Source organism: Saccharothrix carnea, from assembly GCF_003014735.1.
GTDB lineage: Bacteria > Actinomycetota > Actinomycetes > Mycobacteriales > Pseudonocardiaceae > Actinosynnema > Actinosynnema carneum.
Genome location: NZ_PYAX01000007.1, coordinates 267898 through 287980 on the forward strand (window position 1 = coordinate 267898; position 20083 = coordinate 287980).

Consider the following 20083-nt stretch of genomic DNA (forward strand, 5'->3'; position numbering starts at 1 on the left):
CTCGGCATCGATACACAGATGGTCTGACGAGGGAGCGCACGTGGCGGTCATCGAGCAGGTCGGCGCCCGCGAGATCCTGGACTCGCGAGGCAACCCGACCGTCGAGGTAGAGGTGGCGTTGGACGACGGCACGCTGGAGCGCGCCGCGGTGCCGTCCGGCGCGTCGACCGGCGAGCACGAGGCGGTCGAGCTGAGGGACGGCGACGCCAAGCGCTACCTGGGCAAGGGCGTCGAGCGCGCGGTCACGGCGGTGCTCGACGAGATCGGCCCCGAGCTGGTCGGCATCGAGGCCGTCGAGCAGCGGGTGGTCGACCAGAAGCTGGTCGACCTGGACGGCACGCCGGACAAGTCCCGCCTGGGCGCGAACGCCATCCTCGGCGTCTCGCTGGCGGTGGCGAAGGCGGCGGCGGCGTCCAGCGGCCTGGAGCTGTTCCGGTACGTCGGCGGCCCGAACGCGCACGTGCTGCCGGTGCCGATGCTGAACATCCTCAACGGTGGCGCGCACGCCGACACCGACGTGGACATCCAGGAGTTCATGATCGCGCCGATCGGCGCGGAGAGCTTCCGCGAGGCCCTGCGCTGGGGCGCGGAGACCTACCACGCGCTGAAGTCGGTGCTGAAGTCGAAGGGTCTGGGCACCGGCCTGGGCGACGAGGGCGGTTTCGCGCCGTCCCTGTCGAGCAACCGCGACGCGCTGGACCTGATCCTGGTCGCGATCGAGAAGGCGGGCTTCACGCCGGGCCGCGACATCGCGCTGGCGCTGGACGTGGCCGCGACGGAGTTCTACTCCGATGGCGCCTACACGTTCGAGAAGACCAAGCGCAGCGCCGAGCAGATGACCGGCTACTACACCGAGCTGGTCAACGCCTACCCGATGGTGTCGATCGAGGACCCGCTGTCCGAGGACGACTGGGACGGCTGGGTGCAGATGACCGCCGAGCTGGGCGAGCGCGTGCAGATCGTCGGCGACGACCTGTTCGTGACCAACCCGGAGCGGCTGGAGGAGGGCATCTCCCGCCGGGCGGCCAACGCGCTGCTGGTGAAGGTCAACCAGATCGGCACGCTGTCGGAGACGCTGGACGCGGTCGCGCTGGCCACGTCCTACGGCTACAAGTCGATGATGTCGCACCGGTCCGGCGAGACCGAGGACACCACGATCGCCGACCTCGCGGTGGCCGTCGGCGCGGGCCAGATCAAGACCGGCGCCCCCGCCCGCGGTGAGCGCACCGCGAAGTACAACCAGCTCCTGCGCATCGAGGAAGCCCTGGGCGACGCCGCGCGCTACGCCGGTGACCTGGCCTTCCCGCGGTACACGCCGGAGAGCTGATGGCACGACGGGAACGGGAACCCCGGCGTGGTCGCGAGGCCACGCCGAGGTCCCGCCCTGCACGCGCCCGCGACGGGCAGCCGCGCGAGCGCCGCGAGACGCCACCGCGCCCGAGGCCGGCGGCGCGCAAGCCGCAGTCCCGGGCGCGGACCAGGGCGGGCGCGGGCACGGGTGGCGCGTTCGGCATGACCGGCACGCGCCGGGCCGCGCTGCTGGCGATGGTGGTCTGCGCGCTGGCGCTGAGCATCGCCGTGCCGCTGCGCACGTACCTGGCGCAGCGCGAGGAGCTGCGCGAGGTGACGGCCTCGCAGGAGACGCTGCGGGCCGAGGTCGGGCAGCTGGAGCAGCGCAAGCGGGAACTGGCCGACCCGGCGCACGTGGAGGCCGAGGCACGGCGCAGGCTGCACTACGTGCGGCCGGGCGAGACGCCCTACATCGTGCAGCTCCCCGGTGACGCGGAGCGTGAACTGGACCAACAGCGACCGGAGACCAAACCGGCCGAGGACAAGGCGTGGTACGAGCAGTTGTGGGATTCGGCGGCGGCACGATGACGGTGAGCGACGAGGACCGGGCGGCGGTCGCGGCGCAGTTGGGCCGCGCGCCGAGGGGGATGCGGGCGGTCGCCGCGCGGTGCCCCAGCGGGCACCCGGCGGTCGTGCAGACCAGTCCCCGGCTGGAGGACGGCACGCCGTTCCCGACCCTGTACTACCTGACCTGCTCGCGGTTGAACTCCTACGTCAGCAGGCTGGAAGGCGCCGGGCTGATGAAGGAGATGACCGACCGGTTGGCCGCGGATGAACAGTTGGCCGAACGCTACCGCCGGGCGCACGAGGTGTACTTGGCTGAGCGCGACGCGATCGAACCGCTCGGCACGACCGTCACCGCGGGTGGCATGCCGGACCGCGTCAAGTGCCTGCACGTCCACGTGGCGCACTCGCTGGCCGCGGGCCGGGGGGTGAACCCGTTCGGCGACGAGGCGCTTGACCTGCTCGCGCAGTGGTGGCCGAGCGGTGAATGCGCGTCAAAGGTGAAAAACTGACCGTACGGGCAGTTCTTCGGGCACAAAGCTCAGGCGTGCCCGTGACACCGCCGTTCGGATCAGGCAGGCTGGTCTGCAGGCCGGGTGACGAGTCGATGGGGAGTTCGTGGCTGTGCCGAAGTCGAAGCGTCGGGGGCGGAAGCGGACCAAGGTCCATCCGGGCACGATGACGCCTCGGCAATGGGGCATCGCGGCCACCGCGACGGCGGCGATGCTGGTGCCCGCGCTGCTGCACACGGCCTCGCCGATCGACTGGACCTCCCTCGCCGACCGCGCCGGTTCCGAAGCCGTCCCGCCCGGTCCGGGTGACGTGCTCGGCACGCTCGCGCTGGACGCCCGGGGCAAGCTCGGTGCCACCGGCCGGCTGCCGGAGACCGACGACCTGAGCGCCCGCCTGCTGGCCGACGCCGACGAGCCCTCGGAGTTCGAGGACGACCTGCCCCCGTTGGAGGGCGGGTTCCTGCGCGAGGGCCAGCACGGCATCCCCGGCGTGATGCTCGACGCGTACATGCGCGCGGCGGACCGCCTGGCGCAGACCACTCCCGGTTGCCGGCTGGACTGGCCGCTGCTGGCCAGCATCGGCCGCATCGAGTCCGGGCACGCCCGCGGCGGCCGGGTCACCGAGAACGGCACCACGGTCGACAAGATCCTGGGCCCGGTGCTCAACGGCGCGCCCGGCATGGCCGCGATCCGCGACACCGATGGCGGCCGGTTCGACGACGACCGCTCGTGGGACCGGGCCGTGGGCCCGATGCAGTTCATCCCCTCCACCTGGGCCGGTTACGCGGCGGACGGCAACGCGGACGGCGAGAAGAACCCGAACAACATCTACGACGCCACGATCGGCGCGGGCAACTACCTGTGCGCGCACGGTTCGGACCTGGGCGACCCGGTCCAGCGCGCCCGTTCGGTGTTCCGCTACAACCATTCCAACGAGTACGTGGCCACGGTGCTGTACTGGGCGGACGTGTACGCCAACGGCGTGCCGGTGCTGCCGGACCTGGTCGGCTCGGACGACGACTTCGGGCAGAACGCGGGCAACGGCACCACGCCGGGCAACAGCAACGCCTCGCCGCCCGGCAGCACGACCCCGCCGTCCTCCGGCACGTCCAACCCGCCGACCACCACGACCACCACGACGACGACCCGGCCGCCCGGGGTGACGGTCACGGTGACGTTCCCGCCGGGGTCGACGGTGCCGACCACCACGACGACGTGCCCCACGTGGCCGACCGGGACGACGACCAGCACGACCACGACGACGCCCACCACGACGCCGTCGATCCCGCCCGGCTGCCCCACGCCGACGACCACCACCACGACCACGACGACGACGACGACCGAGGCGACCACGCCGCCCGTCGCGACGACCTCGGCCGACACGGTGCCCGGCAGCACGTCGAGCGGCACGTCCTCGACCGGTTCGGGTTCGTCCGCACCGCCGTCGATCACGTCGTCCATGCAGGCCACCTGAGCCGGCCCGCTTGAGAGCCGGAGGACGGCGACTCCCCACCGGAGTCCGGCCACCGGCCCCGGCACCACTACCCTGCGGTGAGCACCACTCACCAGCGGAAGGACGTCGGGTATGGCGCGCGTGGCCGCGATCGACTGCGGGACCAACTCGATCCGCCTGCTGGTGGCCGACGTGACCACTTCGGACGGTGGGGAGCGGTGGTTGCGGGACGTGCACCGGGAGATGAGGGTCGTCCGGCTCGGCCAGGGCGTCGACGCCACCGGTGAGCTGCACCCCGACGCCATCGCGCGCACCCGTGCCGCCCTCGTCGACTACACGGACATCTTGCGCCGCAAGGGAACCGAGCGCGTCCGCATGGTCGCCACCTCCGCCACCCGGGACGCCGCCAACAAGGCCGCCTTCTTCGACATGACCCGCGAGGTGCTCGGCGTCGAGGCCGAGGTCATCACCGGTGACGAGGAAGCCCGCCTCTCGTTCACCGGTGCCGTGTCCGACCTGGACGCCGACGAGGGCCCGTTCCTCGTCTCCGACATCGGCGGTGGGTCGACGGAATTGGTCCTGGGCACGTGGGACGGCGTGCACGGCGAGGTGGAGGCCGCCCGGTCGGTCGACATCGGCTGCGTGCGGCTCACCGAGCGCTGCCTGCGCGACGACCCGCCGACCGAGGCGCAGGTCGAGCAGGCCGTCCGCGTCACCCGGGACGTCCTCGCCGAGGCGTTCGCGGCCGTGCCGACCGCCGGCGCCAAGACGTGGATCGGCGTGGCCGGCACCGTCACGACGCTCGTCGCCCTGGCCGAGGAACTGCCGCGCTACGACCCGCGGGAGATCCACCTCGCCCGCCTGAGCCTGGACCGGATCCGCGAGGTCACCGCCAAGCTGCTCACCATGGGTCACGACGAGCGCGCGGCCCTCGGCCCGATGCACCCCGGCCGGGTGGACGTGATCTGCGGCGGCGCGCTGGTCGTCCGCACGCTGGCCGACCACCTGGAGACCCAGGGCGTCACCGAACTCGTGGCCAGCGAGCACGACATCCTCGACGGCATCGCGTTCGCGCTGGTCTGAGGGCCGCAACGGTCGATTCCTGTCAACTGGGATTGATCGTGACCAGGTCGTAACGCCCTCACCCGTGTGGCCTCCGTCACGCGGCCCCTAGGTTCACTCTCACGCTGTGAAAGCGGTCGACTCTGCTCGGTCACGCCCGATCAGGTGGGAGGACCCATGTCCCGTGCACGATTAGTCCCCGCAGCCGTGGCGGTCGCCTTGGCGGCCACCGCCTGCGGCTCGGCGGACACCCCGACCGGCTCCGACACCGACGCCGGCATCACGATCTTCAACACCGAGCCGGAGAACCCGCTCGTCCCGGGCAACACCACCGAGGTCGGCGGCAGCCGCGTCCTCGACCCCCTGTTCACCGGCCTGGTCGAGTACCGCGCGCAGGACGCGCAGCCGGTCAACGCCATGGCCGAGTCGATCGAGACGACCGACTCCAAGGTCTTCACCGTCACGATCAAGAAGGACTGGCTGTTCCACGACGGCACGCCGGTCACCGCGAAGAGCTTCGTGGACGCCTGGAACTGGACCGCCTACGGGCCCAACGCCACCCAGGGCGCCAGCTTCTTCTCCCAGATCGAAGGCTTCGACGCGGTCCACCCGAAGGACCCCGATGGCGCCGACGGCCCCCAGGAACCGCCCGCGCCGACCGCCGAGACCCTGTCCGGCCTCGAAGTCGTGGACGACCACACGTTCACCATCACGCTGTCCGAGCCGTTCGCCGTGTTCCCGGTGACCATCGGCTACGAGGTCTTCTCCCCGCTGCCCGAGGCGTTCTTCGCCGACCGCGCCGCCTTCGAGGCCAACCCGATCGGCAACGGCCCGTTCAAGTACGTCTCGCGCACGGTCGGCACCGACATCAAGCTGACCCGCAACGACGACTACAAGGGCAACGACAAGCCGAAGTTCAAAGACCTGACGCTGAAGGTCTACCAGAGCCGTGAGTCGGCCTACGCCGATTTGGTGGCGAACAACCTGGACTTCATGGAGGAACTGCCGCCCAACGCGCTGGCGGGCAGGCAGTACGAGACCGACCTCGGCGACCGCGTCGTCCAGCGCGAGACGCTGAACAACCAGACCATCGCGTTCCCGTTCTACCTCGAGCCCTACGACAACGTGGACCTGCGGCGCGCGATCTCCATGGCGATCAACCGCGACGAGATCACCGAGCGGATCTTCGAGGGCACCCGCAAGCCCGCGGACGGCTGGGTGCACCCGCTGATGAAGGGCTACCGGCCGGGCCAGTGCGGCGAGTACTGCACGTACAACCCGGAGAAGGCCAAGGAGGCGCTGGCCAAGTCCGGCTACACCGGGGAGATCGTGCTGCTCTCCAACACCGACGGCGGGCACCAGGAGTGGGCCGAGGCGGTGGTCAACAGCATCAAGAACACCCTCGGCGTGGAGGCCCGGTTCGTGCCGTCGACCAGCTTCGGCGAGTTCCGGCAGAAGGTGAACGCGCACGAGATGACCGGCATGTACCGGGCCGGCTGGGTCGCCGACTACCCGTCGATCGAGAACTGGCTCACGCCGATCTTCCGCACCGGCGCGTCGTCCAACGACGGGCTGTACTCCAACCCGGCGTTCGACGCGAAGCTCGCCGAGGCCGACCGGGCGACCAGCGAGGACGAGGCGATCGAGCTGTACCTCGAAGCCGAGCGCATGTTGGCCAACGACCTGCCGTCCGTCCCGCTGTGGACGCAGAACACCATCGGCGGCCGGTCCGACCGGCTGAAGGTGGCCAACCTCGACCCGTTCCGCGTGCTCGACCTCTACACGGTGGAAGTGGCCTAGTACCGCGGCACTTCGGGCCGGTCCGGGCGATCCCCGGGCCGGCCCCGACCGAGGGGAGTGCGGAGTTGGGGCAGTACGTGCTGCGCAGGTTGCTGCAGATGGTGCCGGTGTTCGTGGGCACCACGTTCCTGATCTACGTGCTGGTGTGGGCGGTACCGGGCGACCCGTTCGAGGGCAAGTGCGGTGAACGCGACTGCCCCGCCTCGTACGTGGCGATGATGCGGGAGCGGTTCAACCTGGACGACCCGCTGCTGCTGCAGTACTGGAAGTACCTGGTGAACCTGGTCCAGGGCGACTTCGGCGTCACGTCGTCCGGCGTGCAGGTGGTGGACCGGATCGCCGCGGCGTTCCCGGTGACGTTGAAGCTGGCGCTGGTGGCGCTGCTGGTCGAGGCCGTCATCGGCATCACCGCGGGCGTCGTGTCCGGCCTGCGCAACCGCGGGTTCCTGGACAGCCTGGTGCTGGTGTCGACGCTGTTCCTGATCTCCATCCCGGTGTTCGTCACCGGGTACGTGGTGCAGCTGGTGTTCGGGCTGCAGCTCGGGTGGATCGCGCCGACGGTCACCTCGCCGACGTTCGGCAACCTGGTCGTGCCCGGGTTCGTGCTGGCCAGCCTGTCGATGGCCTACGTCGCCCGGCTGTCGCGCGCGAGCATCGCGGAGAACCGCCGGGCGGACTACGTGCGCACGGCGTTGGCCAAGGGACTGCCGACGCGGCGGATCGTGGGCGTGCACCTGCTGCGCAACTCGCTGATCCCGGTGATCACGTTCCTGGGCACCGACCTGGGCGCGTTCCTGGGCGGCGCGATCGTCACCGAGGGCATCTTCAACGTGCCCGGTGTCGGAGGCCTGGTGTTCCGCTCGATCCTGACCAAGGACGGCGCGATGGTGACCGGCGTGGTCACCGTGCTGGTCCTGGTGTACCTGCTGATGACCTTGCTGGTGGACCTGCTCTACGCGGTCTTGGACCCGAGGATCCGCTATGACTGACCAAGTGGCCGCACTCGTCGCCGAACGGCCGCGCGGGCTGTTCGGGGACGCCTGGCACGCGTTGCGGCGCCGACCGCTGTTCTGGGTCTCGGTGTCGTTGATCCTGCTCGTGCTGCTGATGGCGGCGTTCCCGGGGCTGTTCTCCTCCGGCGACCCGAACGCGGCGGACCTGTCCCGGTCGCGGGGCGCGCCGTCGTCGGCCGCCTGGTTCGGGTACGACAACCAGGGCTACGACATCTACACGCGGGTCGTCCACGGCGCACGGGCGTCGATCGTGGTCGGGCTGCTGGCCACGGCGGGCGTGGTGCTGGTCGGGGCCACGATCGGGATGCTGGCCGGGTTCTACGGCGGGTGGCTGGACGCGGTGGTGTCGCGGATCGCGGACGTGTTCGTGGGCGTGCCGTTCGTGCTGGGCGCGATCGTCATCCTGACCACGTTGAACGCGGGCGGTGACGCGGGGCCGGTGCGGATCGTGGCGCAGGTGGTGCTGTCGATCTCGGTGCTGTCGTGGCCGGTGGCGATGCGGATCATGCGGTCCACCGCGATCGCGGCCAAGCAGCAGGACTACGTGAAGGCGGCGCGGGCGCTGGGCGCGTCGTCGGGGCGGATCATCGGCAAGCACATGCTGCCCAACTGCGTCGCGCCCGTGCTCGTCTACTCGACGATCGCGCTGGGTGCGTTCATCGGCGCCGAGGCGACCCTGTCCTACCTCGGGATCGGGCTGCGGCAGCCGGTCGTGTCCTGGGGCGTGATGATCAACAGCGCCAAGGACTACCTGCGCGTCGCGCCGCACGCGCTGCTGTTCCCGGCGGGCTTCCTGACCGCGACCGTGCTGGCGTTCGTGATGCTGGGCGACGCGGTGCGCGAGGCCCTCGACCCGAAGCTCCGCTGAGGAAGGGGTGACCGTGCTGGAGGTCGAGGACCTGCACGTGGAGTTCCGCACCCGGGACGGGGTGGCGCGCGTGCTCAACGGCGTGAGCTACCACGTGTCGGCGGGGGAGACGCTGGCCGTGCTCGGCGAGTCCGGGTCGGGCAAGAGCGTCACCGCGCAGGCGATCATGGGGATCCTGGACACGCCGCCCGCGCACGTGACGCGGGGTTCGGTGCGGTTCCACGGCGAGGAGCTGCTGACGGCGTCGCCCGAACGGCGGCGCGCGGTCCGCGCCGAGGGCGTGGCGATGATCTTCCAGGACGCGCTGTCGGCGCTGAACCCCGTGTTCACGGTCGGGTTCCAGATCGAGGAGCAGCTGCGGCTGCGGCGCGGGATGAGCCGGGCGCAGGCGCGGGCGCGCGCGGTCGAGCTGCTGGACCTGGTGCGGATACCGGCGGCCCGGCAACGGGTCCGCGAGTACCCGCACCAGTTCTCCGGCGGGATGCGGCAGCGGGCGATGATCGCGATGGCGTTGGCGCTCGACCCCGAGGTGCTGATCGCGGACGAGCCGACGACGGCGCTGGACGTGACCGTGCAGGCGCAGATCATGGACCTGCTCGCGGAGATCCAGCGCGAGCGGCGGATGGGGCTGGTCCTGATCACGCACGACCTCGGGGTGGTCGCCGAGGTGGCCGACCGGATCGTGGTGATGTACGCGGGGCGGATCGTGGAGCAGGCCGACGCGGTGTCGCTGTTCCGCGCGCCCGGCCACCCGTACACGGCGGCGCTGATGCGCTCGCTGCCGCGGTTGGACTCGAAGGGCACCGCGCTGGAGACGATCCGCGGGCTGCCGCCCAGCCTGCTGCGCATCCCGCCCGGCTGCCCGTTCCACCCCCGGTGCCCGCGGGCGCAGGGCGTGTGCGTGACGCACGTGCCGCCGGACGTGCGGCTGGGGCTCGGGCGGACCAGCGCGTGCCACTTCGCGGAGGGTGTCGTCGGTGGAGGGGGCGTCGGTGGCTGAGCTGTTGGAGGTGCGCGACCTGGTGAAGCACTTCCCGGTGACGCGCGGGGTGGCGTTCCGGCGGACCGTGGGGCACGTGCGCGCGGTGGACGGCGTGTCGTTCTCGTTGCGGGCGGGGGAGACGCTGGGTGTGGTCGGCGAGTCGGGGTGCGGCAAGTCGACGTTGGCCCAGGTGCTGATGCGGCTGGAGCCGCCGACGTCGGGGACGGCGCTGTTCGAGGGCGAGCCGATGTTCTCCTTGCGCGGCGCGGCGTTGCGGCGGTGGCGGCGCGACATGCAGATCGTGCTGCAGGACCCGTACACGTCGCTGAACCCGCGGATGACCGTGGGCGACATCGTCGGCGAGCCGTTCGAGATCCACCCGGAGGTCGCGCCGCGCGGGTCGCGGGCCGGGCGGGTGCGCGAGCTGCTGGACGTCGTCGGGCTGAACCCGGAGCACCTCAACCGGTACCCGCACCAGTTCTCCGGCGGGCAGCGGCAGCGGATCGGGATCGCGCGGGCGTTGGCGTTGCGGCCCAAGGTGATCGTGTGCGACGAGCCGGTGTCCGCGTTGGACGTGTCGATCCAGGCGCAGGTGATGAACCTGCTGGCCGAGCTGCAAGGTGAGTTCGGGCTGGCCTACATCTTCATCGCGCACGACCTGTCGGTGGTGCGGCACCTGTCCGACCGGGTGGCCGTGATGTACCTCGGCAAGATCGTCGAGATCGGCACGGAGGAGGAGATCTACCGGCACCCCACGCACCCGTACACGCAGGCGCTGCTGTCCGCCGTGCCGGTGGCGGACCCGGCCCTGCGGGGACGCCGCGACGTGATCCGCCTGACCGGGGACGTGCCGTCACCGGTGGACCCGCCCTCCGGCTGCCGGTTCCGCACGAGGTGCTGGAAGGCGCGGGACGTGTGCGCCACCGACGAACCCGCCCTGGTGACCCGCGTCGGCAACCACCCGAGCGCCTGCCACTTCGCCGAGGAACGTCACGTCGTGCCGTGATGCGGCGAAGGTCCCGGCGGCAACGCGTGCACCGGGACCCTCGTGTCCCACATCCGTCCCACGCGGCTCAGCGGTTCGAGGCCGATTCCACAAATGCCGCGAGGTCTTTCGACTGCTGCAACCGGCTCGGTTCGTGCACGTACATCATGTGCCCCGCCGGGTAGTACGCGGCTTCGATGTTGGCGTGCAGCTCGTCCGGGATCTGCAGGTGCGCCACCACGTGCTCGGCCGCGTAGTACGGCGTCGCGCCGTCCAGGTAGCCGTAGGCGATGTGCACCTTCAGGTGCGGGTTCGCGCGCATCGCCGACGACAGCTTGTTCGCCACCGTCACGTGAGTGCCCTCGAACTCCTTGTACGACCAAGGCCGCACGTTCATCGTCAGGATCTCGTACGGCAGGTCGTTCTCGTACTCCAGCTCCGCCCGCACGTAGTGGTTCAACGCCGCCGTGTACGGGCCGAGGATCGCCGAGTACGACGGGTCCTCGCTGAAGTGCTCGCGGCCGTAGTCCGCGTCCGCGCCGGTGAACCGCGAGTCCAGCCGGCCGACGACCTTGCGCTCGGAGCGCAGCAGCTCGGTGAAGAACCGCACGTGCTCGATCCGCAGGTTCACCCGGTCCACGTAGTCCTCGCCGAGCCCGGTCAGCCCGGCCAGCCGCGCCACCGCCGCCGCACGCTCCTCAGTGGACAGCCGGTTGCCGCGCGCCAGCGCCCACGGGTAGTCGCGGGACGCGAAGTCCTCCGCGTCGGCCAGCACGTCCTCCAGCGACCGGTCGCCGTGCAGCCCGTGGTAGTGCGCGATCGCCGCGTACGTCGGCAGGAACAGCGTGTGCGGCAGGTCGTTGCCCTCGCTGAAGTCCAGCGTCGCGAAGTCCAGCACGGACGAGATCAGCATCAGCCCGTTGAGGTACATGCCGTACCGCGACTGCAGGTAGTCGGCCAGCCCGGCGGCGCGCGTGGTCCCGTACGACTCGCCGGCCAGGAACTTCGGCGACATCCACCGCCCGTTGCGCGAGGTCCACAGCCGGATCACCTCGCCGACCGACTCCAGGTCGCCCTGGAAACCGTGGTACTGGCCGGGCTTCTCGCCCTTCACCGCCCGCGAGTAGCCCGTCGACACGGGGTCGATGAACACCAGGTCACTGTGCGTGAGCAGCGTCTCGGCGTTGTCGACCAGGTCGTACGGCGGTGGCGTGAGCGCGCCGACGTCACCGGAGACGACCCGGCGCGGTCCGAGCAGGCCCAGGTGCAGCCACACGCTGGACGAGCCGGGACCGCCGTTGAACGCGAACGTCACCGGCCGCTTCGCCGGGTCCGCGCCGTCCAACGTGTACGCGGTGACGAAGACCTCGGCCTTCGGCAGGTGCCCGTCGAACTTGCCCTCGGTCAGCACCTCCTGGCGCAGCACCACCCGACCGGTGGTCGTGGTGTAGTTCAGCTTGCGCCGCTTGACGGTGATGCTGTGCTGGGTGGTGACGAGGTCGTCGACCGGGAGGTCCTGCTCGTCGCCGTTGTCCTTGCCGGCCTGCTCGTCGCCGTTCTTGTCGGTCATGGTCGAACTCTACGATCGGAGTCGTCGTCAGTGCTCCCGCTTTCCGCTCTTGACGAACGGGTTACCAGTTGCCGGGCCTGCCCGCGGCTGGTGGCGTGGCGCGAGGAGGTCGCGCGGGTCAAGCGGGCGGCGTTCCGCGACCAGGAGTACTGGGGGCGTCCGGTGCCCGGCTTCGGGCCGGCGGACGCGTCGCTGGCGATCATCGGCCTGGCGCCGGCCGCGCACGGCGCCAACCGCACCGGCCGCATGTTCACCGGCGACCGTTCGGGCGACTTCCTGTACGCGGCGATGCACGCGGTGGGCCTGGCGACCCAGCCTACGGCCACGCACGTCGGTGACGGCCTGGAGCTGATCGGCACCCGCATCACGGCACCGGTGAAGTGCGCGCCGCCGGAGAACAAGCCGACCCCGGAGGAACGCGACAACTGCCGCCCGTGGCTGATCCGCGAGCTGGAACTGCTGCGGCCGACCTTGCGCGCGGTGCTCGTGCTGGGCGCGTTCGGCTGGCAGGCCGCCCTCCCGGTACTGGCCGCGTGCTGGCAGGTCCCCCGCCCCCGCCCCGCCTTCGGCCACGGCGCGCACGTGGAACTGCCCGCGCAGGACGGCGGCGCCCCTCTGCACCTGTTCGGCTGCTACCACGTGAGCCAGCAGAACACGTTCACCGGCAAGCTGACCCAGCCGATGCTCCAACACGTCCTCCGCGCCGCCGCCACCGCGGCCGGATTGGCCACCATCGAGTGACCCTGTTGTGGCAGTTCCACCGTGTTCCGCAAACTAACATGTTCCATGTGTCACGGAACCAGGTGAAACGCGGAACGGCCCCAACGGTGCAACTGCTGTCGCTCGTTGAGCAAGCCCTGCTCTCGACGCTGCCCCGGACGTGGTCGATCTCCGTCGATCGCGACTTGCCGTCGGGTGGCTCACGCCGCGGTTACCGGCCGGATGGAGTGGCCACGATCACCGCACCAGACGGCGCGAAGGTCGGTGTGCTGATCGAGTGCAAGGCGGCCGTGGTGCCGCGTGACGTCGCTTCGCTGGCCGAGCAGTTGCACCTGTACGCCAACACGGAGGGGTCGGAGGGCCGGGCGATCGGCGGGGCGTTGCTGGCCGTCCCGTTCGTCTCCCCCACGACCCGCGCTCAGCTGGACGTGCACGGCCTGGGTTGGTTCGACACCACCGGCAACTTCCGCCTCAGGCTGGACCGGCCGGCGGTGTTCCTCGATCGCGTTGGTGCGGATCGGAGCGTGCTGCGTGACCCGGCGGATCGGTTGCTCAAGTCACTGCGCGGGCCGGCCGCCGCGAAAGTACTCCTGGAGCTGTGCGAGACGCTGCTCCCCATGGGGGTGCGCGACCTCGCCGAACGAGCACAGGTCGGTGCCGCGACCAGCGCGAGGGTCCTCGACCTGCTCGACCGGGAAGCCGTCATCGACCGCGAAGAGCACGGCTCGGTCACCGTTGTCCGCAAACGGGCCCTGATCGAGCGCTGGGTGCAGGACTACCACGTCATGACCTCGAACGAGGTCGTGACCACGCTGGACCCGCGCGGGCTGAACCACGCGCTGCAGGCGCTGTCGAAGGCGGACACGCGTATCGCCGTGACCGGCTCAGCCGCTGTGCGCGCGTACCTCCCGGACGGCGTGACGCCGGTATCGCCACTCGTGTCGTTGAGCCTGTACGCCGAGGACCCGATCGGATTGATCGAGCAGTTGCGCCTGAGAGCGGTCGACCGGGGCGCGAACGTCCTGGTCCTGCGGCCGTACGACGAGGTGGTGTACACGAAGGCGACGATCGTCGACGGGATCGCTTTCGCCCCACCCGCGCAAGTGGTGGCAGACCTCCTGACCGGGCCTGGCCGGTCGAGCGAAGAGGCCGAGCAGTTGATGGCTGTGCTCGGTGCCGGTGATCGAGGTTGGGTGTCGTGATCCCGCAGGAGTACGTCAAGGCTCGTTCGGTGTCGTTGGATGCCCTCGACGGACTCGGTGCCCACCGGGACGCGGTGGTGCTCGTCGGCGCGCAGGCTGTCTACCTCCACGCGGGTGACGCCGATTTCGTCACCGCGCCGACCACGACCGACGCGGCCGACGCCGAGTCGGGCTTCGGCGATCCCGACGAGATCAAGATGTCGATGGTGGCACTGGTCGACGACCTGCTCCGGGAACTCGACCGCGCGACACCGGGGCGAGCAGGCAGAACACGTTCACCGGCGAACTGACCCCGTTGACGCTCAGGGAAGTCCTTCGCTCGCCGGTGTCGCGGCGGGCATCCACGTTCCGTAAGGCGTTCACGCCGGGGGCGTCGGCCGGCACGAAGTCGGCCACCTGCCGGAACCCCCCTCGGGCAGCCGGTGGCGTTATGGGCAATCCGACCGCGTCGCACCGGGCCGCCAGGCATCCTGGGTGCATGAAGCCCCGGCTCGCGCTCGTCCTCGCGGTGGGGTCGGCGCTCGCCCTCATCGCGCTCGCGGCGCGGGGGACGTCGCCGGTGCGCTACCAGGAGCGGCCGGTTGGTGAGGACGAGGTTGCCCCGTCCACCTCCCAGTCGCTGCCGCCGCTGGACACGGAGGTGGGTGGCTCGGCGGCGGCCGGGTCGTTGCTGGTCTTCCTGATCGTGCTGATCGCGGTGGCCGTGGTCGGGGTGGTGTCGCTGTTGGTCTCGCTCGGCGTGTTCCGGCGGCGGCGCAGGCGGGGGGTCGGTACCGCGGTCGACGCGCCCGACCTGCCCGAAGACCACGCGAAGCCGCCGCCGATCCTCCTCCGCCGTGCCGCCGAAGCCCTCGACCAGCTGCGCGGCCACGGCGACGGCCCGCCCGGTGACGCGGTGATCGCCGCCTGGCTCACCCTCGAACGGGCCGCGGCGGACAGCGGCGTGCCCCGCGAGGAACACCAGACGGCCACCGAGTTCACCGGCGACCTGCTGCGCCGCTACCGGGTGGACGAGCACGCCGCCGGCACGCTCAAGCGCGTCTACCAGCGGGCCCGGTTCGGCACGGCCGAGGTCACCCCGGCGGACGCCCGCACCGCCACCGAGGCGTTGGAGCACATCGTGCGGGACCTGCGGTGACCCCGATCGTCGGCGGACTGGGACGGGCGGTGGCGCTGGCCGTCGCGGTCGCCGCGGGCACCGCGCTGGTGCTGGCCCGCGTCGGCGCGCCGTGGCTGTGGGCGGTGGCGCTGAGCCTGCCTGTGGGCGCGTTGGCCCTGCTCGTCGCACGGCTGCCGCGCGCCACCGACATCCTGTGGGCGCCCGCACCCGCGCACGTCTCCACCGCCACGTCCGTGCAGGCCAGCACGCTGGCGAGCCGCCTCGCCGAGGCCGCCGTCGACCAGGACCGGTTCGTCAACCGCGTCCAGCCCCGGCTGCGCAGGCTCGCCGAGGCACGGCTGCGGCAACAACACGGGCTGCACGACATCCACCACCCGAGAGCCCGGGAAGTGCTCGGCGACGACCTGCACCGCCTGCTCACCGACCCGAAAGCGCCGCTGCCCGAGCCGTCGAAGCTCGCCGACCTCTTGGAGAACCTGTGACCACCGACGATGTGGGCGTCGAGACGATCGCGGCCGAGGCCAAGGCGGTGCTGGCCGCGGTCGGCACCGTCGTCGTCGGCCGGGAGCGGTCGTTGCGGCTGGCGCTGGCGGCGATCCTCGCGGGCGGGCACGTGCTGCTGGAGGACGTGCCCGGCCTGGGCAAGACGCTGATGGCGCGGTCGCTGGCGCAGGCGTTGAAGCTGGACTTCAAGCGCCTGCAGTGCACGCCCGACCTGCTGCCCGCCGACGTCACCGGCTCGTTCCTCTACAACCCCGGCGACCGCGAGTTCACCTTCCGCGAGGGTCCGCTGTTCACCGGCCTGCTGCTGGCCGACGAGATCAACCGCACCCCGCCGAAGACGCAGTCCGCGCTGCTGGAGGCCATGCAGGAACGCCAGGTCACGGTCGAGGGCCGCACGTTCGGCCTGCCGCGGCCGTTCCACGTGCTGGCGACCGCGAACCCGGTGGAGTACGAGGGCACGTACCCGCTGCCGGAGGCGCAGCTGGACCGGTTCCTGCTGCGGCTGGACATCGGCTACCCGCCGCCCGCCGAGGAGGTCGAGGTGCTGCGCCGCAGGCTCACCCGGCAGCGCGAGGAGACCGAGGTCGAGCCCGTGCTGGACACGACCAGGCTGCGTGCGCTGCAGCACGGCGTGGAGCAGGTGGCGGTGGACGACGACGTACTGCGGTACTGCGTCGACCTGGCGTCCGCGACCCGCGCGCACGGTGCGGTAGAGGTCGGCGCGTCACCCCGGGGCGCGCAGGCGTTGGTGCTGGTCGGACGGGCGTTGGCGGTGCTGGACGGGCGGGACTTCGTGCTGCCCGAGGACATCAAGGAGTGCGCCGTGCCCGCGTTGGCGCACCGGCTCACGCTGCGCCCGGAGACGTGGACGTCCGGCGTCACCGGCGTGGAAGTCGTGACCGAGCTGCTGGGCCGGGTGGCGGGCCCCGCGAGCGCACGCCCGTGAATCGAGCACAGCGGCTGCGCGAGGCGTTCACCAGCGGGCGCGGCGCGCACTGGCACCCGACCGACGCGTTGGTGCGCGGCTTGGTGCTGGGTGTCGGGATGGTGGTGCTCGGCGGCCTGCTGCACGAGGTGGAGCTGGTGCTGTTCGGCGCGCCGTTGCTGCTCTCGACGCTGTTGGCGCTGGTCACGCCGGTGCTGGGGACACCGCAGGTCCGGGTGCGCGGGCTGCCGCGGACCGGCGAGATCGGTGCGGCCAAGTCGGTGGTGGAGGTCGAGCCGGGCCTGGGCGCCGAGGTGCTGGCGATCCGGCTGCCGGGCGTCGGCGAGGGCATCGGGCCGGTGCACCTGGTGACCGGCACGGCGCGCGAGATCGAGGTCGTGCTGCGGCGTGACGCGTGGGGCGAGGGTGTCGACCTGAGGCCGGACCACCTGGTGGCGGGGCCGGACGCGTTGTTCGTGCACGGTCCGGTGACGGCGCCCGAGCGCGGCCGGGTGATCCTGCCGCCCGTCGAGGCGCTGCCCGCCGGGTTGCTGCCCGCGCGGGCCGTGGGGCTGGTCGGCGCGCACCGGGCGCGGCGGCCGGGTGACTCGGTGGAGCTGCGCGACATCCGGGCGTTCCAGCCGGGTGACAAGCTGCGGCGGATCGACTGGCGGGTGTCGTTGCGGGCGGCGGCCGCGGGCGCGGAGGGCACGAACCTGCACGTCCGCGAGCACCACGCGGAGGCGGACGCGGACGTGGTGCTGGCGTTGGACACGCGGCACGACGTCGGCGCGGAGCTGGGTGACTGGGCGTCTCCGGGGCGGGCCGCGGCGGGCCGCACGCCCGGCCGGTCGCTCGGCGAGTGGTCGTTGACGTCGCGCGGCACGACCGTCCGGCCCGGTGGCAGCCTCGACCTGGCCGTGCGGGCGGCGGCGTCGTTGGCGGCGGGGTACCTGCGGCAGGGTGACCGGGTGGGTCTGGTGGACCTCGGCCGGCCGCAGCTGGGTGCCCGGGCGGGCGCGGGGCGGCGGCAGCTGCTGCGGCTGCGCAACCAGCTCGTGGTGTGCGCGCGGTCGGCGGGGTGGGCGCAGCGGCCCGTGCTGCGGCCCGAGCAGGTGCCGCACGGTGCGCTGGTGGTGGTGCTGTCGCCGTTCCTGGACGCCGAGGTGGTGGAGCTGGCCGTGCACGCGGCGCGGCGGGGCAACGTCGTGCTGGCGGTGGACGTGCTGCCGTCGCCGTTGCGGGCCGATCCGGAGACGCCGTGGGGCGAGAGCGCGCTGAAGGTGATCCGGTTGGAGCACGACGTGAGGCTGGAGGCGATGCGGCAGCACGGTGTGGCCGTGCTGCCGTGGGGCGCGCCGATCGCGGGGGTCCTGCGTGCCGCCCGCACCGCCCGCCGGGTGTCCCGATGACGCGAACGTTCAACTCGGGGGTCCTGAACGCAGGACATGCGCGTTCCGAACGCAGGACACGCGCGGAGGCGGGGGAGCGGTGAGGGTCGAGCTGGGAGCCGGGTTGCCGGCGTGGGTGTTGCGGGCGGCGGTCGGGGTGGCCGCGGCCGGGGTGGCGGCGGTGCTCGCGGTCAACGGGGTCGAGTGGCCCGCGCTCGCGCTGTACGGGGCCCTGGTGGTGGCGGCGGTGGCGATCCCGGCGTCGGCCGCGGTCGCGTTGATCATCGGGTACCCGGCGGCGGCGATGGTGTTCACCGGTGACGAGCCGTCGTGGCCGGGTGTGCTCGTGCTGGTCGTCCTGCTGCACCTGTTGCACGTTTTGTCCGCTTATGCGGCGATCCTCCCGATCGGGTCACGCGTTCACCTGGATGCACTAAAGGCACCGGCGAAGAGGTTCGCCGTTGTGCAACTCTCCGTGCTCGCCTTCGCGATCGTGGTCCTCCTGGTGCCGGGCGGCCGAACGGACGAGGCGGTCGAGGTGGTCGGGCTCGTGTGCGCCGTGGGGCTGGTGGTCGGAGCGGTCCTGCTGATGCGCCGCAAAGGCTGAGGAACACCCCCTCCGGGCTCAGCGCGAGCTGAGCATCTGGATCGTTCCTCTCAGCACGTTCACCGAGCCGCGCTGGTCAGGGGCGGCGTGTCCGCAATCACCCGGCGACTGTGGTCACAACGGGCCCGCTCGATGCGCCGGAACGGCCCGCGCGGTGCGACCATGTGTGTATGGCTGCTGTGAAGTCGCAACCCACACGGATCGTGATTGTCGGCGGTGGGTACGTCGGCATGTACACCGCGCTGGGATTGCAGAAGAAGCTGCGTTCCGGCGAGGCGTCCGTCACGGTGATCGACCCCCAGCCGCACATGACCTACCAGCCGTTCCTCCCCGAGGCGGCGGCCGGTTCCATCGAGCCGCGCCACGTCGTCGTGCCGCTGCGCAAGGTCCTCAAGCGCTGCCACGTCGTCACCGGCCGCGCCACCCGCATCGAGCACGAGCGCAAGGCCGTCACGGTCGAGCTCGCCGACGGCCATGTCGAGGAGTACGAGTACGACGTGCTCGTCTCGGCGCTCGGCGCCATCTCGCGCACGCTGCCCATCCCGGGCCTGCCCGAGGTCGGCATCGGCATGAAGACCATCGGCGAGGCCATCTACCTGCGCAACCACGTGCTGTCGCGGCTCGACCAGGCCGCCAGCACGAACGACCCGGAGCTGCGCAAGCGCTTGCTGAGCTTCGTGGTCATCGGCGGCGGCTTCGCGGGCATCGAGACGCTGGCGGAGCTGGAGGACATGGCCCGCTACGCGCTGCGCTACTACGAGGGCCTCAAGCAGTCGGACATGCACTGGGTGCTGGTCGAGGCCACCGGCCGGATCATGCCCGAGGTGAGCGCCCGGCTCGGCGTCTACACCGTCGAGCAGCTCGAGAAGCGCGGCATCAAGTGCTACCTCGACACGCGCGTCAAGAGCATGGAGGGCGGCCACGTCGTCCTGGACGACGGCACCGAGTTCGACTCGGACACCATCATCTGGACCGCGGGCATGAAGGCCAACCCGATGCTGCGCAACACCGACCTGCCGCTCGACGAGCGCGGCCGGGTCCGCTGCACGGCGGCGATGCAGGTCGTGGGCCTGCCGGGGGTCTGGGCCGCGGGCGACTGCTCGGCCGTGCCGGACCTCTCGCGCACCGAGGAGGACCCCACGGCGACCTGCGTGCCCAACGCGCAGCACGCCATCCGCCAGTCCAAGCTGCTGGCCAAGAACATCGTGGCCTCGCTGCGCGGCAAGCAGCCCAAGGACTACGAGCACAAGTACCTGGGCTCGGTCGCCGGCCTGGGCCTGTACAAGGGCGTGGCCGACGTGTTCGGCCTGCGGTTCAAGGGCGTCGTCGCCTGGTTCATGCACCGCAGCTACCACGTCATGTTCATGCCCACGGTCAACCGCAAGTTCCGGGTGTTCGTGGACTGGACGCAGGCGCTGTTCTCGGGCCGCGAGGTCGTCGCGCTGGGCCAGATCCACGAGCCGAAGGCCGAGTTCGACCGGGCCACCAAGAGCTGATCGCGAACGGCCCCGCGCA

General features: G+C 71.4%; 20 protein-coding genes. 19 read left to right on the forward strand and 1 reads right to left on the reverse strand.

The features are described 5' to 3' along the window. Positions 1–40 precede the first annotated feature (40 nt). The 10 genes from eno to B0I31_RS22325 all read left to right on the forward strand — a co-directional run bounded on the left by eno (position 41) and on the right by B0I31_RS22325 (position 10550). Positions 41–1327 carry a phosphopyruvate hydratase gene (gene eno, locus B0I31_RS22280; RefSeq protein WP_106617300.1) on the forward strand — a complete coding sequence of 429 codons (1287 nt, stop codon included), beginning with the start codon at positions 41–43 and terminating at the stop codon, positions 1325–1327. Further along, positions 1327–1878: an FtsB family cell division protein gene (locus tag B0I31_RS22285; RefSeq protein WP_106617301.1), complete on the forward strand. Its 552-nt coding sequence runs from the start codon at positions 1327–1329 to the stop codon at positions 1876–1878. Before eno ends, B0I31_RS22285 begins: the two co-directional genes overlap by 1 nt. Beyond that, positions 1875–2366, forward strand: a complete 492-nt coding sequence (locus B0I31_RS22290; protein WP_106617542.1) for a DUF501 domain-containing protein — start codon at positions 1875–1877, stop codon at positions 2364–2366. The genes B0I31_RS22285 and B0I31_RS22290 overlap by 4 nt, the downstream gene beginning before the upstream one ends. A gap of 166 nt (positions 2367–2532) precedes the next feature. Further along, a complete protein-coding gene (locus B0I31_RS22295; RefSeq protein WP_106617302.1) occupies positions 2533–3840 on the forward strand; it encodes a lytic transglycosylase domain-containing protein in 1308 nt (435 codons plus the stop codon). A 111-nt stretch (positions 3841–3951) separates the two neighbouring features. After that, on the forward strand, positions 3952–4902 hold the full coding sequence (locus B0I31_RS22300; protein WP_106617303.1) for a Ppx/GppA phosphatase family protein: 951 nt from the start codon (positions 3952–3954) through the stop codon (positions 4900–4902). A gap of 156 nt (positions 4903–5058) precedes the next feature. Then, complete coding sequence (locus B0I31_RS22305; protein ID WP_106617304.1) at positions 5059–6681, forward strand: peptide ABC transporter substrate-binding protein; 1623 nt, start codon at positions 5059–5061, stop codon at positions 6679–6681. Positions 6682–6746: 65 nt separating this feature from the next. Then, a complete protein-coding gene (locus B0I31_RS22310; RefSeq protein WP_106617305.1) occupies positions 6747–7670 on the forward strand; it encodes an ABC transporter permease in 924 nt (307 codons plus the stop codon). Then, positions 7663–8562, forward strand: a complete 900-nt coding sequence (locus B0I31_RS22315) for an ABC transporter permease (RefSeq protein WP_106617306.1) — start codon at positions 7663–7665, stop codon at positions 8560–8562. The genes B0I31_RS22310 and B0I31_RS22315 overlap by 8 nt, the downstream gene beginning before the upstream one ends. 7 nt (positions 8563–8569) lie before the next feature. After that, the gene (locus B0I31_RS22320) at positions 8570–9562 is read left to right on the forward strand and encodes an ABC transporter ATP-binding protein (protein ID WP_106617307.1); all 993 of its coding nucleotides are present in this window, start codon (positions 8570–8572) and stop codon (positions 9560–9562) included. Further along, complete coding sequence (locus tag B0I31_RS22325) at positions 9555–10550, forward strand: ABC transporter ATP-binding protein (RefSeq protein WP_106617543.1); 996 nt, start codon at positions 9555–9557, stop codon at positions 10548–10550. Before B0I31_RS22320 ends, B0I31_RS22325 begins: the two co-directional genes overlap by 8 nt. Before the next feature lie 67 nt (positions 10551–10617). On the opposite strand, the gene B0I31_RS22330 is transcribed toward B0I31_RS22325, so the two are convergent. Beyond that, on the reverse strand, positions 10618–12099 hold the full coding sequence (locus tag B0I31_RS22330; protein WP_106617308.1) for a S10 family peptidase: 1482 nt from the start codon (positions 12097–12099) through the stop codon (positions 10618–10620). A 30-nt stretch (positions 12100–12129) separates the two neighbouring features. Between B0I31_RS22330 and B0I31_RS22335 the strand changes: the two genes are divergently transcribed. The 9 genes from B0I31_RS22335 (at position 12130) to B0I31_RS22375 (ending at position 20064) form a co-directional block, all read left to right on the forward strand. Continuing rightward, on the forward strand, positions 12130–12840 hold the full coding sequence (locus tag B0I31_RS22335; protein WP_106617309.1) for a uracil-DNA glycosylase: 711 nt from the start codon (positions 12130–12132) through the stop codon (positions 12838–12840). Continuing rightward, positions 12837–14021 carry a type IV toxin-antitoxin system AbiEi family antitoxin gene (locus B0I31_RS22340; protein WP_146173906.1) on the forward strand — a complete coding sequence of 395 codons (1185 nt, stop codon included), beginning with the start codon at positions 12837–12839 and terminating at the stop codon, positions 14019–14021. Before B0I31_RS22335 ends, B0I31_RS22340 begins: the two co-directional genes overlap by 4 nt. Continuing rightward, complete coding sequence (locus B0I31_RS22345) at positions 14018–14311, forward strand: hypothetical protein (protein WP_106617311.1); 294 nt, start codon at positions 14018–14020, stop codon at positions 14309–14311. The genes B0I31_RS22340 and B0I31_RS22345 overlap by 4 nt, the downstream gene beginning before the upstream one ends. Positions 14312–14499: 188 nt before the next feature. Beyond that, on the forward strand, positions 14500–15159 hold the full coding sequence (locus tag B0I31_RS22350; RefSeq protein ID WP_106617312.1) for a DUF4129 domain-containing protein: 660 nt from the start codon (positions 14500–14502) through the stop codon (positions 15157–15159). Beyond that, positions 15156–15623, forward strand: coding sequence for a hypothetical protein (locus B0I31_RS22355; protein WP_106617313.1), 468 nt, complete (start codon positions 15156–15158; stop codon positions 15621–15623). Before B0I31_RS22350 ends, B0I31_RS22355 begins: the two co-directional genes overlap by 4 nt. Then, the gene (locus tag B0I31_RS22360; RefSeq protein WP_245950240.1) at positions 15620–16591 is read left to right on the forward strand and encodes an AAA family ATPase; all 972 of its coding nucleotides are present in this window, start codon (positions 15620–15622) and stop codon (positions 16589–16591) included. Before B0I31_RS22355 ends, B0I31_RS22360 begins: the two co-directional genes overlap by 4 nt. Then, positions 16588–17982 (forward strand): DUF58 domain-containing protein, encoded by a 1395-nt coding sequence (locus tag B0I31_RS42630; RefSeq protein ID WP_106617314.1) that lies wholly within the window; start codon positions 16588–16590, stop codon positions 17980–17982. Before B0I31_RS22360 ends, B0I31_RS42630 begins: the two co-directional genes overlap by 4 nt. Positions 17983–18061: 79 nt before the next feature. Continuing rightward, entirely contained in the window at positions 18062–18568 is a 507-nt protein-coding gene (locus tag B0I31_RS40750) for a hypothetical protein (RefSeq protein ID WP_106617315.1), read from the forward strand. A 170-nt stretch (positions 18569–18738) separates the two neighbouring features. After that, positions 18739–20064: an NAD(P)/FAD-dependent oxidoreductase gene (locus B0I31_RS22375; protein ID WP_106617316.1), complete on the forward strand. Its 1326-nt coding sequence runs from the start codon at positions 18739–18741 to the stop codon at positions 20062–20064. The last annotated feature ends 19 nt before the right edge of the window (positions 20065–20083 follow it).